The sequence below is a fragment of the Tunturibacter psychrotolerans genome (assembly GCF_040359615.1).
Lineage (GTDB): Bacteria > Acidobacteriota > Terriglobia > Terriglobales > Acidobacteriaceae > Edaphobacter > Edaphobacter psychrotolerans.
This window is the reverse complement of the sequence record NZ_CP132942.1, coordinates 2,201,404-2,216,653: the sequence shown is the minus strand read 5'-3', so window position 1 is coordinate 2,216,653 and position 15,250 is coordinate 2,201,404. Positions and strand designations below refer to the sequence as shown.

At 58.4% G+C, this 15,250-nt stretch carries 14 protein-coding genes; 4 read left to right on the top strand and 10 right to left on the bottom strand.

Translation table 11 applies throughout. From position 1 onward, the window contains the following. Positions 1-4 precede the first annotated feature (4 nt). Together RBB77_RS09225 and RBB77_RS09220 are read left to right on the top strand one after the other, a co-directional pair. Positions 5-1,135 (top strand): sensor histidine kinase, encoded by a 1,131-nt coding sequence (locus RBB77_RS09225; RefSeq protein ID WP_353066706.1) that lies wholly within the window; start codon positions 5-7, stop codon positions 1,133-1,135. Beyond that, the gene (locus RBB77_RS09220; RefSeq protein ID WP_353066704.1) at positions 1,132-1,911 is read left to right on the top strand and encodes a LytR/AlgR family response regulator transcription factor; all 780 of its coding nucleotides are present in this window, start codon (positions 1,132-1,134) and stop codon (positions 1,909-1,911) included. The genes RBB77_RS09225 and RBB77_RS09220 overlap by 4 nt, the downstream gene beginning before the upstream one ends. Before the next feature lie 109 nt (positions 1,912-2,020). Here RBB77_RS09220 and RBB77_RS09215 read toward each other — a convergent pair whose 3' ends face one another. From RBB77_RS09215 to murC, 8 genes are all read right to left on the bottom strand, one after another. Next, positions 2,021-2,503: an SRPBCC family protein gene (locus RBB77_RS09215; protein WP_353066702.1), complete on the bottom strand. Its 483-nt coding sequence runs from the start codon at positions 2,501-2,503 to the stop codon at positions 2,021-2,023. Then, positions 2,493-3,002: an SRPBCC domain-containing protein gene (locus RBB77_RS09210; RefSeq protein ID WP_353066700.1), complete on the bottom strand. Its 510-nt coding sequence runs from the start codon at positions 3,000-3,002 to the stop codon at positions 2,493-2,495. The genes RBB77_RS09215 and RBB77_RS09210 overlap by 11 nt, the downstream gene beginning before the upstream one ends. A gap of 33 nt (positions 3,003-3,035) precedes the next feature. Beyond that, a complete protein-coding gene (locus RBB77_RS09205; protein ID WP_353066698.1) occupies positions 3,036-3,530 on the bottom strand; it encodes an SRPBCC family protein in 495 nt (164 codons plus the stop codon). Beyond that, positions 3,505-3,876 carry an ArsR/SmtB family transcription factor gene (locus RBB77_RS09200; RefSeq protein ID WP_353066696.1) on the bottom strand — a complete coding sequence of 124 codons (372 nt, stop codon included), beginning with the start codon at positions 3,874-3,876 and terminating at the stop codon, positions 3,505-3,507. Before RBB77_RS09200 ends, RBB77_RS09205 begins: the two co-directional genes overlap by 26 nt. Positions 3,877-3,985: 109 nt before the next feature. Beyond that, a complete protein-coding gene (locus RBB77_RS09195; RefSeq protein WP_353066694.1) occupies positions 3,986-5,773 on the bottom strand; it encodes a hypothetical protein in 1,788 nt (595 codons plus the stop codon). Between the two features lie 235 nt (positions 5,774-6,008). Further along, positions 6,009-7,238 (bottom strand): cell division protein FtsA, encoded by a 1,230-nt coding sequence (gene ftsA / locus RBB77_RS09190; RefSeq protein WP_353066692.1) that lies wholly within the window; start codon positions 7,236-7,238, stop codon positions 6,009-6,011. Beyond that, positions 7,235-8,557, bottom strand: coding sequence for an FtsQ-type POTRA domain-containing protein (locus RBB77_RS09185; RefSeq protein ID WP_353066690.1), 1,323 nt, complete (start codon positions 8,555-8,557; stop codon positions 7,235-7,237). Before RBB77_RS09185 ends, ftsA begins: the two co-directional genes overlap by 4 nt. 132 nt (positions 8,558-8,689) lie before the next feature. Next, positions 8,690-10,090, bottom strand: a complete 1,401-nt coding sequence (gene murC / locus RBB77_RS09180) for a UDP-N-acetylmuramate--L-alanine ligase (protein ID WP_353066688.1) — start codon at positions 10,088-10,090, stop codon at positions 8,690-8,692. Positions 10,091-10,296: 206 nt separating this feature from the next. Between murC and RBB77_RS09175 the strand changes: the two genes are divergently transcribed. Then, positions 10,297-11,355, top strand: coding sequence for an acetamidase/formamidase family protein (locus RBB77_RS09175; protein ID WP_353066686.1), 1,059 nt, complete (start codon positions 10,297-10,299; stop codon positions 11,353-11,355). Positions 11,356-11,573: 218 nt separating this feature from the next. Then, positions 11,574-12,677 (top strand): YXWGXW repeat-containing protein, encoded by a 1,104-nt coding sequence (locus tag RBB77_RS09170; RefSeq protein ID WP_353066684.1) that lies wholly within the window; start codon positions 11,574-11,576, stop codon positions 12,675-12,677. 278 nt (positions 12,678-12,955) lie between these two features. On the opposite strand, the gene murG is transcribed toward RBB77_RS09170, so the two are convergent. After that, positions 12,956-14,029: an undecaprenyldiphospho-muramoylpentapeptide beta-N-acetylglucosaminyltransferase gene (gene murG, locus RBB77_RS09165; RefSeq protein WP_353066682.1), complete on the bottom strand. Its 1,074-nt coding sequence runs from the start codon at positions 14,027-14,029 to the stop codon at positions 12,956-12,958. 109 nt (positions 14,030-14,138) lie between these two features. Then, complete coding sequence (gene ftsW / locus RBB77_RS09160) at positions 14,139-15,230, bottom strand: putative lipid II flippase FtsW (protein ID WP_353066680.1); 1,092 nt, start codon at positions 15,228-15,230, stop codon at positions 14,139-14,141. Positions 15,231-15,250: the final 20 nt, after the last annotated feature.

The window sequence follows — 15,250 nt, the reverse complement described above, 5'->3', positions numbered from 1 at the left end:
ACGAATGGAACAGAGCGCCAAAAGCATCTCGTCCACCCCGGCATCAGGGGCACTGCACCTACGCGGAGCCATCGCGGCCTTCGTCGCTTCCGCCGTCATGACCGGCCTCACTGCCGGCGAGTGCAACGGCTACTACAACAGCGTCCATTCGCCCTCCTCCCTGACCCCTCTGCTGCTCTTTGCCTCCCTGTACTGGCTCTGGTGGGGGTTTCTGGCCGTTGTCATCTGGTGGATCGCCCAACGTTGGCCCTCCACACTTGCCGGCACGACGCGAACCTTCCTCTCCCACATCGCCATCGCCTGCCTTCTGGGCCTGGCCCATCTGATCCTGCTGCAAAAGCTCGTCACCTTCTCCGCGAGCATCTGGAACCAGACTGCTCCCCCGCTTGACTACATCACCCTCCCGCGCTTCGGCTTCGAACTCCTCCTCTACGGATTTGTCCTTGGCTTGTCCGGAATGCTTCACGTCCAATCCCGCGCGCACCTCGACGCAATGCGCTCTTTAGAGCTGGAGAAGCAACTCTCACAGGCGCAGTTGAAAGCCCTGCAGATGCAGATGGAGCCGCACTTCCTCTTCAACACGCTCAATGCCGTCACCTCCCTTGTCGAACTCGGCAGAAACCAGGAAGCCTCCGAAACACTCGCGCACCTGAACACAATCCTAAGAAAGACATTGCAACGAAGCACACCAGAAAAAATCACCTTCGCACAAGAGTTACAGGTAGTTGAGAGCTACCTCGCCATCCAACAGGTTCGTTTCGCGGATCGCCTTCGCGTCAAGATCGAGACCACACCCGAAGCCCTCGAAGGCCTCGTTCCCTGCTTCCTCCTACAGCCAATCATCGAAAACGCTATCCGTCATGGTATCTCTCGCCTCGAAGGCGACGGTCTACTCGAGACATCGGTCGAACGCATCGGCGACCAGCTTCAACTCCGAGTCAAAGATAACGGCCCCGGCTTGAAACCTTCTCCAGGCGCACCCAACGGGACCAGCGGACACGGCATCGGTATGCAGAACACACGAGACCGTCTCTCGTATTTTTATCCAAACGCTTTCAACTTCTTGACAGCCGAACCCGCAACCGGCGGATACGAAGTCACCATTCAAATCCCTTACGAGCGGCAACAAGCATGAAGCTCAAAACCATCGTGACCGATGATGAACCGCTCGCCCGCGAACGGCTCAAGCTCCTCCTCGCTCAGGATGAAGAGATCCAAGTAGTTGCCGAATGCAGAAATGGCCGAGAAACCATCGCCCGTTTGAAATCCGCGCCTGCCGATCTTCTTTTGCTCGACATCCAGATGCCCGGCATCAACGGCTTCGACGTCATCGACGCTATTGGCTCCCATCGCATGCCCCCAACCATCTTCGTCACTGCTCACAACGAATTCGCCATCAAGGCCTTCTCCGTTCGCGCCGTCGACTACCTCACCAAACCCATCGAGCCCATTCGCCTTCAAGAGACGTTGGCTCACGTAAAAAAACGGATCGCTGGCGCCGCAGCCTTACTCACCCACGAACAATTCGCAGAAGCTCTGGCAGCGTTGCGAACGCCCACCCGTAACGAAAAGCCCTACCAGGAACGATTCATCGTGCGCGATGGAGCCAAAGATGTGCTGCTCAACGTCTCTGATATCGAGTGGATCGAAGCCGCCGACTACTACTCCTGTTTGTACGTCGGAGGTAGAAAATACATGCTCCGCGAGAGCATCAAAGAGCTAAGCGTCAAACTCGACTCCGCCAGATTCGCCCGCATTCATCGATCGGTCATTGTGCAAATCGAACGAGTGCGCGAAATCCACCACGATGGACGCGCCGAATACTTCGTCGTCCTCGCCAACGGTCAGCGCCTCAGGATGAGCAAAACCGGCTGGAGAAATCTCACCTCAGCCCACAGCCAACAGTCTTGAGGAAAGGCTAGCAATCCCTCACAAACAAAGAAGCCTCAGGCTTTCCTTCAATCAACGCTCGCTCGAAGGGAAACCCGAAGCTCATCATTCCCGGCAAATCAAACTTCAGCTAAAACAACACAACCAAGTCAACCAGCCGATCGATACTCTCGCACCACCCCTGCGACATACCCGCAAGGTGCTTCGGAGGCGCACCAGGCTTCATCTTCGTCATACGAGCAATCAGCGAGATCTCCGTTCCGCCAAGCACTTCCCTGAAGGTCACCGTATTCGTCACCTCGAACATCGGCTTCCCTTCACCATCAATCGCCGCCGTCACAAAGACGAGCCTGTGCGGCCGATCGATCGTCACAAACCGTCCGGTCATCGGATGCACCACGCCCTCCGGCGATCGCATATCGATCAACATCGCGCCGCCAATTCGCGCATCCACCTCGCACACAGGATTCGTGAAGCCCTTTGGCCCCCACCACTGAGCGAGATGCTTCCTCTCGATCCACGCCCGAAACACCACATCCGGCGAGGCCGCCACTCTGCGCGTCAGACAAACCTCCTGCAACCCCGCCTCCATGACCCCTCCTTCAACCGCCATACTCCACCTCGCGCAAAAACTCTTCCAACTTATCGAGGCTACTATTCCAGCCCTTCATATGCCCGTCTCGATCTTCTTGAGTTACGAAAAATGCCTGGTGAAAGTTCATCGTCGTCTTTCCGCCGTGCTCTTGAAACGTAATCGTAACCACGGTGTCGTGCTCAGGAAGCCCCGAACCTTCTTCCCAGTGAAACGTGAAGACAAGCCTCTCCGGCTCAACCACTTCCATGTATTCGCCGCCCTGCCACACATCTGCCGTCCGCCACTCGCCCGCGCTATCGGTGAAACCGTCGCTATGCAGACGATCCCTCCATTTACCACGCGCCCGCACATCCACCGTCAGGTCCAACGCCTCAAACTGCCGTGGTCCAAACCACTGCTTCATATGTTCCGGATCTGTCCACGCCTTCCACACCAACTCACGTGGCGCGTCGAACACCCGCGTAATGTTCAGCTCATGCTGCGTCCTCACCTTCGGAGATACCGTCGCTGTTCCCATCGCATTCCTCCTCGTGTTTTCAAACCTATGCGTCTATCCCTTGGCTGTCGTCCCTGCCAGGGAGCGCGTCAAATAGTCCGCAAGTCGCTCAAGCGTCTGCTTGCCGCCCTCAATCGAGCCGTACTCGCGCACATTCTGGTCGCGAGCCTCAGCCGAATCAAACACTGCGCGCATCGTGACCCGCGTGCCGCCCGCCACCTCTTCAAAGGTCGTTGTCTTTTCCATCTTCACCGGAGCCCCGCCCTTGCGGCCGCCAGTCAACGTGTACACAAGCCGCTCATACTGCACTACGTCGACAAACACACTTTCGTTCGGATAATCGGTGCCATCAGGCCCATGCATCACCTGCCTCCACACACCGCCCGGCCTCACATTCATCTCTTCAATCGTGGTCGAAAATCCCTTCGGCCCCCACCACTTCACAACCTGCTCCGGATCGGTCCACGCCTCCCAAACCATCTTAAGCGGCGCATCGAAGACGCGCGACAACACAATCTCCCGTTCAGCGTCGCTTTTTACCGTTTCCATTATTCTTTCCGGCATCTCGCTTCTCCTTTATTTGCAGAGTCTTCAAGTACTCGTCCAATCGATCGAAACTCTCCTCCCAGAACCGGCGATACTCGTCCAGCCAATCCGCAGCCTGCTTCAACGGCTCCGCCTTCAGCTTGCAGGGCCGCCACTGTGCCTCCCGCCCGCGCGAAATCAACCCAGCCTTCTCCAGCACCTTCAGGTGCCTCGAGATCGCCGGCATGCTCATCTCGAACGGAGCGGCAATCTCCGTCACCGAGGTCTCTCCCAACGCCAGACGCGCAAGAATCGCTCTCCGTGTCGGATCCGCCAATGCTGCAAACGTCGCTGTGATCTGATCGTCCATATTGTTATTAACCACTAAGTTAAATAACCATAACGTTAAATAAGAAATCTGTAAACAAGAAAACGAGATTTTTTATTTTCGGGGGAAAGGCTAGTTTTGCGCTTACCTTTCAGTGCTTACTTGTACCCTCAAGAGGCTCCAAAAAACGTACCCAGGCCTGACTCCCTGGAACGTGCTGCCATCCCGGCGACGAAACCTCAAACGGAATATCTGTCGCGACCACTGCAACAGCACCCTGCTCTCGAAACAACTCTAGAACCTGCTGCTGAGTTGAGGGATGATCGAAAAATAGGTGCAGATCCTGCACCTGGCTCTCCGGATCGAACGCATCGTTCCCAATCGCTGCCACAATGTGCGACCTGGAAGCGTAAGCCCACGTGCATCGGAGAGCGTTTCGTGGCGCTACAGACGCCACCTTATCTCCCGCTTTCAAATTCAGGTTCACCAGGTAGTCAGCGATGGCCCACTGCCCGCCGCTTTGCATATCAGTCCGCGCGATAGCCGATCGAACCGCCCCATGCAACCGCTCCGACGAGTTGAACAACGTCGCCGCAACCAAAAGCAGAACAGCAGCCGTACGTATCAAGGAACGAAGCGGCAGGCGATCCAGCGTAAGAAACGGGGCCATTCCAATCATGCAGAGAAATCCCGCCACGTACCGTCCTTCTATGTGAACCAACAGAAAGAACGAAAACCCCACAAGGGAAGGCAAGTACACAATCCACGGATTCAAGGAGGGTGCTGCGTCGGCACGGGTCCTCATCTTCACCACGAACGCGATGCAGAAGCAGACCACCACTGCCAAAGTAACGGGAAGAATCTCTTGAAACACGTACTTCAAATCATGAAGATTTCCAACGACAGCGTGAGCTGTATTTTTCAAACTGAAGACCTGGCGATATCCCTCATACCAATACACCATGTTGAACTGTGGCGGATAAGTAACATGGAATGGCTCGCTAAAAGCGAAGACCGGCGGATCGTTTCTAAGCATCCGCACAGGATGGATCGGCGATCCAAACTCCGGGGGACCTCCCTGCCATCCCATCCAGTGGCTCAGGTGATTCACATGAAACGCGAAATTCAACGCTCCCGCTTCACCCAGCGTGGGCCTGCCTAGAGACCACGAAAGACCCGCACCATACACAAAAACGAAAAGCAGGAAAACGCCCACTGCACGAAAAAACTGCGGGACGATACGGCGCCGTCCCTGCGACACTACCATCATCCCGAAGAACACACCCGTCAGCGGTAGGAAGATGGCCTTCGTCAGCAAACCCAAACCCAGCAGCACTCCCAGTGCAACGCTATTGCCCACGGTCAGCCGAAAAAAAACCTTGAGCGCGACTGCGGACGCGAAAAACAAAATACTGGTCACCAGCAGATCCGGGCCAACGGTCGAAACTCGACCCACTCCCGTCTGAACCGTGACAAAAATGCAGCCCGCACAGATCAACAGAAACGGAGATAGTGGACTATCAGGCTCTCGCAAAGGATCTCCTGGCAGAGACCTCGCCATCAGACGCAGAAGCCACAAAAACCCAATCCATGCGACAAAGTAAATAGATAAGTTCAACCAGAAAACAGCGGCCATCTCTCCGCGCATAGTCGAAGCGAAGAATCGCCTCACGACCGAAAGCAGCAGTGGGTATCCAATACTCCACAGAGGACTAAGCGCCGCCCTCCAATCGCCGGCCCGAATCATATTGGCTACGTCGAGGTAGGAAATGTCATCCCCATACAACTCCGACTTGCCATAACGGCACTCCAGCGCCCCGACAAACATCACAGCAGCGCCCACCAAAAGGCGAAGCGACAGATACCACCAATTAAAAGTGGCGCTAGTCGCTCTCGACTCCAACCTGTCACTGCCAACTCGAACCGTCTCGATCGCCATGTTCGCTGCCAATACCCAGATGTCGTTTTATGAAAACAGGCCCCAGAACTCGCGATCGAGTGCGGTAGACCTATATCTTAGTCACCAACCGGCTTCGCTTCAGAACAAAAATTAGGAAGTGATTTCGATAACTGAGGTGCACATATTTGCAGAAGCCATCCCGGAAGCCAGCTGCCAGCATATTTCAACGGAAGGCACACAAGAAGCCTTAGTAGTCCTCGACAAAAAAGCAGCCCTAAAAGCTCCCCGCGAAGATAGCCTTCAACTTCGCACGCAACCCCTGCTCTTCGCTCGCACGCCGCACCTGCGTCCGATGCGTATAAAGCAGCATTCCAATCGCCGCAGCAAACTCCGGCACAGCCAGTTCCGCAGGCATACGCGAAAGCGGCACCGGATATCCAATCCGCGCGGGCACTCGCAGCAGACTCTCTGCGTTATCCAGCAGCCCAGCCATATTAGCGCCACCGCCGGTTACCACGCAGCCCGCACCCAAAGCCTCCAGCACACCACCCTGCCGCAGATTATCCCGCAGCATCGTAAACAACTCACGCGCACGCGGCTCCAGAATCTCCGCCAGAAATCTCTGCCTCACCATCCGCGACGGCTGGCCGCCCGAAAACGCAAGATTGCCACCCACTTCAATCTCATTCAACTGCGGCACTGCCGTCACCACGCAATGTCCATACAGCTTCTTCAGATACTCCGCTTCTTCCACCGTCACATGCAGACCAACCGCGAGATCATTCGTAAAGTGATCCCCGCCAATCGGCAGCACAGCCGTGTGCGCAATCGAGCCCTCAAAAAACACCGCCAACTCCGTGGTGCTCGAGCCGATATCGGCCATGCACACGCCCAGCTCCCGCTCATCGGCGCTCAACACCGCCTCCGCTGCAGCGATCCCCTCATACACCGTATCCATCACCTCAAGCCCCGCACGGTTCGCGCACGTAATCACGCTCTGCGCCACGCCACCCGAGCAAGTCGAAAGATGCAGATTCACCTCAAGCCTGTTCCCCACCATCCCCACCGGATCATGAATCCCCGGTTGATCATCAAGAATGAACTCCTGCGGCAACAGGTGCAGCACCTCGCGATCAGGAGGTAGCGCCACAGACCGGGCACGGTCCACCGCCGCACGAACTTCCTCGCGAGTAATCTCCCGCATTCGGCTACCCATGCTGATGCCGCCGCGCGAGTTCACTCCGCGCACATGCGTCCCGCCGATCCCCACAATAGCCGTCTCAATTCCAGCCTTCGCCACGCGCTCCGCTGTCAGCGCTGCGCGATTGATCGCCTCCGCCGCCGGACCAAGCTCTGCAATCAATCCCTTGCGCATCCCACGCGACGGTTCCACGCCATGCCCGCGATACCTCAGCACACCATCCTGCAGCTCTGCCACCAGCACGCAACTCTTCGTGCTTCCCGCGTCCAGCACGGTGATCAGATTGTCCTGCTTCTGATTCATGGATGCGCCACCTGTGAAGGATGATACTGTGCAGTACCCGCCGACGGCTTCACAACAACCGGATGGTGCTTCACAACGTCAACATGTTTCTTCGCCTTCGGATCAGTCTTCTTCGCCTTCGCCGAAGAAGCAGCCTCACCCTTGGCGCTCACATGAGCAGGAGCCTTCGTCGCAGGCTTGCCCTTTGCGGCCACTGCATGTCTCCCCGCAACTGTTTGCGTAGCCGAAGACCCAGCCTTCGCCGTCGGTTTCGCAACCGGCTTTGTGGCCTCAGCTGCAGTATCCTGGGCCGTCGCCGCCTTGGAATCCGCAGCCATCACGCCCGCAGCATCATTTGCCGATGGCGCAACCGGCACACCCGCTCCAGGCTGCATCTCCAAAACCACCTGCCGCTCATACCGCATGTCCACCGACGAGAGCTTCGGATAAACCGTCCGCCACTCAGGCAGGTGTTCTTCGAATCGCTTATAGCGGTCGAGAAAATCCACATCGCCAAAGTGAACCAGAATCTCATTCGACTTATCCGGGATCAGCGCCTTCACATCCTCTGGATTCGACAGGTCCACCTCACTCAGCCCCTGCGAGATCTTCTCGCCCGACCCGTCCAGCTCCGTCGTGAACCGTTCGTAGATCTTCATCCTCGCCGCACGCGTCGATAGTGGATCCTCCACCACAATCCCCGTCACCACCGGAAACGAGTACCGCGCATCCGGCTTTGCCTCCGCCGGCATATCCAGCAGCACCCCATTCGCATCCACCAATCCGATATGGCTTCCCTGCCGTACAAACGCCACCGGCGTCCTCTCCACAATCGACACCCGCATCCGATTCGGCAATAGCCGCATCACCGTCGCATGCGCCACCCACGGCAGTCGTTCCATCTCGGCGCGTCTGTCTGCCAGCGACACCGTAAAGATGTTCCGCTCCACATCTCCCCCAAAGATGCTCAGCAGCTGCGCCCGCGTCACATGCGCATTGCCTTGAAACTCAATCGATGACGACGAAGGAATCACAAACCGCTCATCGTGCAACAGAAAACTCCTCGCCATCAAAAAACCACCCGCGCAAATCCCCAACAAAACAAGTGCCCCACATCCCGCAGCGATCCGCCCCCACTTCGTAGCAGGCATCCCGCGAAACCGCACCCGCAGCCCCGCCCTCCGCCGACCCGTCGGAGCATCATCCTCCCAATAAGGATCATCCGCGAAGTCTTCGCTCTGATCGCGACGCAGCTTCCTATCGGGCGAAGCCGACACTCGCCGCGGTCCCCGCGAACCCCGAGTCTCCGAGGCATAGTTCTTCTCAGGCGCCTCTAGCACCGTTGTTCCACCCCGATAAACCGCATCGCTTTGTCGCACGCCTGAGCAAGGCCGCGAGAATCGCCATCCTGAGCATAACTCGCCCAACCCCCTCGCTTCCCTGCGATCTTCGGCACGTACCCTTTCAGGAACTCACCCATTCGTCCCCAAAGCTTCCAGCAACACGGCTCCCGCCTGCGATACACTCCCCGCCCCCAGGGTCAGAATCACATCGCCCTCCTCCGCCTCCCGTACTAGCGCCCCCACTCCATCCGCCACCGAAGCCGCATACTCCACCCGATCCCCACCCTTCGCCCGAATCGCCTTCACCAAAGCCTGCGCATCGACACCCTCAATCGGGTGCTCACTCGCGGCATAGATATCCAGCACTTCAACCGAATCCGCGTCCTTAAAAGCCCCCGCAAACTCCGTCATCAAATCCCGCGTCCGCGTAAACCGATGCGGCTGAAACAAAACATGCACCCGCCCATACCCACACTCCCGAGCCGCCCGCAGCGTAGCCACAATCTCCGTCGGGTGATGCCCATAATCATCCACCACCGTCACCCCCCGCACCTCACCTTTTATCTGAAACCGCCGATCCACCCCACGAAACGTCTCCAACCCCGCCGCAATCTGGTCCGGAGCCACTCCCAGCTGCACTCCCACCGCAACCGCCGCCGTGGCGTTCAACACGTTGTGCCGCCCCGGAACATGCACCCGAAACTTTCCCAGCACCAGCCCCTTATAGTTCACCGCAAAACACGAGTGGCAGTCCTCATCCTTCGGCAGCACCTCCGTGCGAAAATCCGCATCAACACTCTCGCCATACGTATAGATCCTCCGCCTCACCCTCGGCAGCACCGTCCGCAACAGCGAATTATCCACACACGCCGTAGTCGCCCCATAAAACGGCAGCCGATCCATAAACTCCACAAACGCCCCCTCCACATCCTCCATATCGCGATAGCAATCCATATGCTCGCGATCCAAATTCGTCACCACGGCCAGCACTGGCGACAACTTCAAAAAACTGCGGTCGCTTTCATCCGCCTCCGCCACCAGATACTGCGAGTTCCCAAGCCGCGCATTCGACCCCAGCGCATTCACCCGTCCCCCCACAACCACCGTAGGATCGAGCCCCCCGCCCGCCAGCACCGCGGCCACCATGCTCGTCGTCGTCGTCTTCCCATGCATCCCAGCCACTGCGATCCCATACTTCAGCCGCATCAGCTCCGCCAGCATCTCCGCCCGCTGAATCACCGGAATCTTCCGCTCCCGCGCCTCCACTACCTCGGGATTGTCCTTCGCCACCGCCGAGCTGGTCACCACCACATCACTAGCCGCAGCGTTACTCGCCAGATGCCCCTCAAAGATCCGCGCTCCCATCCCGAGCAGCCGGTCCGTCACCGCACTCCGTCGCAGATCGCTCCCCGAGACCGAATACCCCATCGTCAGCAGAATCTCCGCGATCCCACTCATCCCAATCCCGCCGATCCCGATAAAGTGAATCCGCTGCGACGGCGCAAACAAAAAATGTCCAGGCACAAACATGCTGACCAATCTCCACTTTCAAAAAGCCCTACACAAGCTAATCCTCCACTCTATCAGCGGAACACGATCCTTCACTCCGACCAACGGGAGGACCAAACCGATCGCATCACAAACACAAGGTATACAAGTCACGAAGTGACCGCGCCACGCGCAGTGGGCCCGTCCGGCAGGACAACTCAAAACAAAGGAAGTGATATATAAAATCCATGCCCGCCAACCGAACGCGCCTCATCACCCTCTGCGCCGCCGTACTACTCAACATCCCCACCCTCGCTCAGCAAAACCAAACCCTCCTGGCCACTCCCACCACTGTCGCCTGGGGCTTCTACTCCGCCAAAGCCACACCCGCCCTCACCATCCACTCTGGCAACACCGTGACCATCCAAACCCTCTCTACCTGCGGTCCTCCCGAACGCCTCAAATCCCTCGGCGTCGCCGCCTCCGACATTCCCTCCTACGTCGACGACATCTACACCAAGGTCCCCACCTCCGAAAGAGGTCCCGGCGGCCATATCCTTACCGGCCCCGTCGCCATCACCGAAGCCGAACCCGGCGACGTCCTCGAAGTCCGCATCCAGAAAATCAACATCGACGTCCCTTGGGCCTGCAACGGCTTCGGCGCCGGCCGCGGCTTCCTCCCCAACGACTTCCCCTACAGCCGCACCCGCATCATCCCTCTCGACCGCGAAAAGATGATAGGCCACTTCGCCCCCGGCATCGACATCCCCCTTCACCCCTTCTTCGGCAGCATGGGCATCGCACCACCCGAGTCCGCCGGCAAATACAACTCCGCCCCACCCTGGATGCACGCCGGAAACATCGACAACAAAGAGATGGTCGCCGGCACCACTCTCTACATCCCCATCAACTCCAAGGGCGCCAACTTCGAAGTAGGCGACGGCCACGCCGGCCAAGGCAACGGCGAAGTCGACATCACCGCCCTCGAAACCCAGCTCACCGGCACCTTCCAGTTCATCGTCCACAAAGATCAGCATCTCCTCTGGCCCCGAGGCGAAACCCCCACCGCCTACATCGCCATGGGCTTCGACGAGGACCTCAAAACCGCCACCGAGATGGCCGTCCGCAACATGATCACCTTCCTCTCTGAGCAGATCCCAAACCACCCCCATCTCACCCGCGACGACGCCTACGCCCTCATCTCCACCGCCTGCGACGTCGACATCACCCAGTTGGTCGACACCAAAAGCGGCGTCCATGTCCTCTGCCCCAAAAACCTCTTCATCGCCACTCCAAACACCCACTAGCGAACGAAAAAATCCTGACCAATCTGGTACAACCACTCGTAATCAATCAGCAAATTCCCCGCATCACTATTTAGCAACAAATGCCACAAATTCGTGTCTAATCAACTGAGCACTTGACCCGGGCCTCCCAAGCCGGGCTGGAACTCATCCTTGCTCTCCGCGAAGTCCGCGCTCGACGCAGCACCGGATAAACGAAGGCTGAGCAGGAAGGTAACGCCATGACGTTAGCCCGCCTCTTCAGAAACTCGCTCGGTGTAGCAACCTTAGCCGGATTCACTCTGGCCATGCCGCTCCTCGCCCAGATCCAGCCCTATAACCAAGACGATCAATACGGTTACCCCGCGCAACAACAGGCCCAGCAAGATCCTCAATACACCCAGCAGCAGGACCCTCAATACGGTGGCCCGCCCAACGGCGCACAGCAGGACAACACCTACCCCCAGCAATACGGTGCCCCCCAGCCCGGCGCCCCCCAGGGCATCGAGCAAGCCCCCCCAGCCATCCCCGACTACCAGCAGCCCCCAGCCCCCGGCGACGGCTACATCTGGACCCCCGGCTACTGGGCCTGGACAGCTGATGGCTACCAATGGGTTCAGGGCGCCTGGGTGCTCGCTCCGTATACTGGAGCCCTCTGGACCCCCGGCTACTGGGGCAACGGCTACGACGGCTACTTCTGGAACGCCGGCTATTGGGGCCCCTATGTCGGCTACTATGGCGGCATCAACTACGGCTTCGGCTACTTCGGCATCGGCTTCTACGGCGGATACTGGGGCGGCGGCCGCTTCTACTACAACCGCGCTTACTGCAACATCGGCGGCGGCTGGCATGGCGGCAACTTCTACAACCGCAGCTATAACGGATACTCCGGCCGGCCCGGCGGAGCCAGCTTCACCCACGTCAACTCCGTCGCCTACCATGGCGGAACGTCAAACGCGTACCGAGGCTCCAGCATCAATGGTCGCACCATCGCCTCGAACGCTGGCCATACCAACCCGGGCTTCGGCAACAACAACGTAGCCCACAACTCCTATAGCGGAGTCGCCAACAACGGAGCATCCCGGAACTACGCTGGCGGCAACGCCTATAACGGAGCCTCCCGCAGCTACGCTGGCAACAGCGCCTACAGCGGAGCTTCCCGCAGCTACGCCCAACCCGCACAGAGCCACGGCAGCAGCTACGCCGGCGGCGGTTACAGCGGAGGTGGCGGCGGCTATCACGGAAGCACTGGTGGCGGAGCCTCTTACGGAGGTGGCGGTGGCTACCACGGCGGCGGTGGAGGCGGCGGTGGCGGCTCACACGGCGGCGGTGGTGGTCATCGGTAAGATCAACCAACAAAATTCAGGGGCTGAGGCAAAAAATCCTCAGCCCCTTTTTTATTCCGCACCGTTTCTCTCCCCTGCTTCCCAACCGACGTTTCCCAAACTATCCAAAAGTTCCTCGTCTCGACCGAAGTTAGTCGCAGTGGAGAGACCACCGTATTTTGTTTTTGTTTTCTTGTTGTCATCTCCGAAGGAGACCTGCTGCCTCCCTTATCGGTAGTTACCCGGCTTTTTTTCTCACCCAACCCAGGAACTACAACGGGCTACTAGTAGACGACACATTACCGCGATATTCTCACCACCATCTCTCCAATCTCCTCGACTGCATTCGGATGCGCTAGCCCCCGCGCGCGCTCCCCCATCGTCGCCAACCAATCCCCGTCCAGCAACATCCCACGCAGCGCCGACAATAGCCGGTCCTCAGTCAACTCCGACTCAACAATCAACTCGGCCGCCTCAGCCGCAACGAAGACATCTGCATTCTTTCTCTGGTGGTCATCCGCCGCCTGAGGAAAGGGCACAAGCAGCGAAGCCTTTCCTGCCGCCGCCAGCTCTGCCATCGTGCTCGCCCCGCTCCTACACAACATCAGATCGGCCTGCGCAAACTCACCCACCATTTCGTTCAGATACGGCTGCACCCGCAGCCGCGCCTCCGCCGCCAGCCCAGCCCGCTCATACAGCTCCCTGGTCGAAGCCTCATGCCGCCCACCCGTCTGGTGCACAATCTCCAGCTCTGGAATCGCCTCTAGCAGCCTCCCAACAATCTTCGGCATCGCCTCGTTCAGCACTCTAGCACCCTGGCTTCCGCCGAACACCAGCAAACGCCGCTCCTTCTCGGCACTCTTCGGAACAATCTCAAAAAACTCACGCCGCACCGGAATCCCCGTCACCTTCGCCCCGCGGAAAAACGACCGTGTCCCGTCGAAATTCACGGCAGCAGCAGTCACCCACTTGCCCACAAGCCGATTCGCCAGCCCCGGCACCGCATTCGGCTCAAACGCCAGCGTAGGAACCCGCAACAGGATCGCCGCCATCATCGCCGGCCCCGAAGCATACCCACCCACTCCCACCACAACATGCGGCCTGAAGCTACGCACCAACTCCACACAGCGCATCACTCCAAGCGGCAGATCCGCCACCGTCCGCAGCTTAGTCACCACGCTCACATTCTTCAGCTGCCCCACGCGAATCAACTCCAGCAGAAACCCCGCCTCCGGCACCAGCCGCGTCTCAAGCCCCCGCGCCGTCCCCACAAATCGCACCTCGGCCCCATGCGCATCGCGCAGCTCGCGAGCAATCGCAAGCGCCGGAATCACATGCCCGCCCGTCCCACCACCAGCAATCAAAACTCGCACAAGAGCCACCTCTTACTCCGACCAAAGTCACCCACGCACAAACGGTATACCCGTCACGAAGTGACCGTCCCGCGCGCAGCGGGCCCGTCCGGCAGGACGGCCCTTCCACTCAATCAATCTCGCGCGTAATGTTCAACAGCACACCCATGCTGGCCAAAGTAATAAAGATCGAAGTTCCACCCGAAGAGATAAACGGCAGCGGAATCCCCTTGGTAGGCAACAGCGCCAGCACCACACTCATATTGAAGAAAGCCTGGATCAAGATCGCGGTCGTCAGGCCAAACGCGAGAAAGCGAGCAAACGGATCGGTCGAAAGAAACGCTGCCCGCAGCCCACGATACCCCAGTGCCACGAACAACCCAACCACCAGAAGCGCTCCAATCAACCCCAGCTCTTCGCAGATGTTCGCAAAGATAAAATCCGTCTGAACTTCCGGCAAATAGAACAGCTTCTGCCGTCCTTCCATCAACCCAAGCCCGCGAATCCCGCCCGTTCCCACCGCAATCAGCGATTGAAGGATGTGAAATCCAGTCCCGCGAGGATCGGCCTCAGGATTTACAAACGCCAGCATTCGCGCCCGTCGAAACGCAACATGAAACAGCATGAAGTAGAGAACAGGAGCCGCCAATGCAGCACCAACCGCAAAATACCTGGTCTTCGCCCCTGCCAGATACAGCATCAACGCCGTCACCGCCATGCACACCATGCCGGTCCCAAGATCGGGCTCTTTCAAAATCAAAGCCGTAAACAACAGGGGCACGGCAACTGCACGCAGAATGGTCCCCTTCCAGTCATCCATCTGGTGGATTCGAGTCTGCAAAAAGTAAGCCAGAAACAACACCAGCACAGGTTTCGCCAACTCCGAAGCCTGCAATGTCGTACCCGCAACACGGATCCACCGGTGCGCACCATTCATACCGGGCATGGCAAACACGCACACCAGCAGGAGCATCGTGACCGTAACTGCTGGAAACACTACTCGGGGGTTGTTGTAGCGGCGGTAGTCCACGCGCATCAACCAGACCATTACCAGCAGGCCAAGCACCGCCCACTTAGCCTGATTCGCCACATAAGGATAAGGAGAACCCAAACTCGACTGCGCCATCACCGCCGACGCCGAGAACACCATCACCAGCCCAAAAAGCACCAGCAGCAGCACCACTCCGAAGAGCCACTTGTCCACCCCAACTCTCTTCGCCATGCATCACTTCCACTTCTTCG

Bases quoted from the DNA above. Each gene is read 5' to 3' on its own strand.
- RBB77_RS09225 (WP_353066706.1), top strand. From the start codon at position 5: ATGGAACAGAGCGCCAAAAGCATCTCGTCCACCCCGGCATCAGGGGCA.
- RBB77_RS09220 (WP_353066704.1), top strand. From the start codon at position 1,132: ATGAAGCTCAAAACCATCGTGACCGATGATGAACCGCTCGCCCGCGAA.
- RBB77_RS09215 (WP_353066702.1), bottom strand. From the start codon at position 2,503: ATGGCGGTTGAAGGAGGGGTCATGGAGGCGGGGTTGCAGGAGGTTTGT.
- RBB77_RS09210 (WP_353066700.1), bottom strand. From the start codon at position 3,002: ATGGGAACAGCGACGGTATCTCCGAAGGTGAGGACGCAGCATGAGCTG.
- RBB77_RS09205 (WP_353066698.1), bottom strand. From the start codon at position 3,530: ATGGAAACGGTAAAAAGCGACGCTGAACGGGAGATTGTGTTGTCGCGC.
- RBB77_RS09200 (WP_353066696.1), bottom strand. From the start codon at position 3,876: ATGGACGATCAGATCACAGCGACGTTTGCAGCATTGGCGGATCCGACA.
- RBB77_RS09195 (WP_353066694.1), bottom strand. From the start codon at position 5,773: ATGGCGATCGAGACGGTTCGAGTTGGCAGTGACAGGTTGGAGTCGAGA.
- ftsA (WP_353066692.1), bottom strand. From the start codon at position 7,238: ATGAATCAGAAGCAGGACAATCTGATCACCGTGCTGGACGCGGGAAGC.
- murC (WP_353066688.1), bottom strand. From the start codon at position 10,090: ATGTTTGTGCCTGGACATTTTTTGTTTGCGCCGTCGCAGCGGATTCAC.
- RBB77_RS09175 (WP_353066686.1), top strand. From the start codon at position 10,297: ATGCCCGCCAACCGAACGCGCCTCATCACCCTCTGCGCCGCCGTACTA.
- RBB77_RS09170 (WP_353066684.1), top strand. From the start codon at position 11,574: ATGACGTTAGCCCGCCTCTTCAGAAACTCGCTCGGTGTAGCAACCTTA.
- ftsW (WP_353066680.1), bottom strand. From the start codon at position 15,230: ATGGCGAAGAGAGTTGGGGTGGACAAGTGGCTCTTCGGAGTGGTGCTG.